The 1480-nt window shown below is 66.1% G+C and carries 1 protein-coding gene; it reads left to right on the top strand.

Annotation, left to right across the window (positions count from 1 at the left end; translation table 11 throughout):
- A partial coding sequence (gene tssI / locus OP494_RS17095; RefSeq protein WP_280542772.1) for a type VI secretion system tip protein TssI/VgrG occupies nt 1-1480 on the top strand: 1480 nt, incomplete at both ends.

The raw sequence follows: 1480 nt of genomic DNA, 5'->3' as shown, positions 1-1480 counted from the left end.
CTACACGCTTGACTGCATCTCCCAGCAGGGGGATCTCGAACTCAAGACGTTGATGGCGCAGCCGGCCCGGCTTTCGATTTTGCAGGCCGATGGCCGCTATCGCCAGTTGCATGGGCTGGTTTCCGAGGCGGCGTTGCTGGGCGAGGATGGCGGCGTCACCTACTACCAGCTCACCCTGGTGCCGTGGCTCAAGATGCTCGAGCTGGGCCGCGACAGCCGCATCTTTCAGGACCGCAGCGTCGTCGATGTCCTCACTGCCGTATTCGAGGGCCATGAGCTGGCCAGGGGCCGCTACCGCTTCGACCTGCGCCGCGACTACCCCGCGCGCAGCTACTGCGTGCAGTACCGCGAGAGCGACTTCAACTTCGTCAGCCGCCTGCTGGAAGAAGAAGGCCTGTGGTACTACTTCGAATACGCCGGTAACGATGACGGTGAGACCGATGAGGGCAACGGGCCCAATGCTAGCGGCAATAGTGCCGCCGGCGAGCCCCAAGCCTTCGATGGCCATCGCCTGGTCATTACCGACGACGTCGATACCACTCGCCCCGTCAGCCCCCAGGCGATCCGCTTCCATCGCCAGGCCGCCACCGAGACCGAAGACGCCCTCAACCAGTGGGGCGGCGTGCGCCAACAGCAGCCCACCCGGGTCAGCGTGGGGACGTTCGACTACAAGCAGCCGTCCCTCACCAAGCGCACCGGGCTCGACACCCTGAGCGATCAGGGCAACCTGCCGCCAACCGAGGTCTACGACTACGCCGGCGAGTACTACTACCACGGCGTCGAGCGCGGCCAACGCCTGACCGAGAACCGTTTAGAGGCCCATGAATCGCGGGCCAAGCGCTTTCGCGGCAGCGGCGGTGCCCGCCAACTCCAGGCCGGGCGCTGGTTCGAGCTCATCCAGCACGCGCAGCACGACATCGGCGGTGAAGAAGAAAGGCAGTTCCTGCTGCTCGGCGTCAGCGTGCACGCCGAAAACGCCCTGCCGGTCTCGGCCCAGCTCCAGGCGTTGCCCGGCAGCCTGCAGCCCCAGCTCGATGCTGCCAAACGGGCGCATGGCTTAGAGAGTCCTGACCGTTTTAAAAAGCACGCCGACCCCACCGGCGAACGGTTATCTGACTATGCCACCGGCGGCACCGGTCACTTTCTGGTCGATCTCGACGCCCAGCGCCGTACCCAGCCCTACCGCCCTCCGCTGACGCACCATCGCCCCGTGATCGGCGGCCCGCAGACCGCCACCGTGGTCGGCCCGGCGAATGAAGAGATCCACACCGATCACCTCAACCGCGTGCGCGTCCAGTTCCACTGGGACCGCCAGGGCCAGTCCGATGAAAATTCCAGCGTCTGGCTACGCGTCGCCCAGCCCAACGCTGGCGCCGGCTGGGGCGGCGTGTTCGTGCCGCGCATCGGCCAGGAAGTGCTCATCGACTTCCTCGAAGGCGATGCCGACCGCCCCTTAATCACCGGCCGCGTCTACAACGGC

It is taken from the genome of Chromohalobacter sp. 11-W (assembly GCF_029889905.1).
Lineage (GTDB): Bacteria > Pseudomonadota > Gammaproteobacteria > Pseudomonadales > Halomonadaceae > Chromohalobacter.
This window is presented reverse-complemented; position numbering and strand designations above follow the sequence as displayed.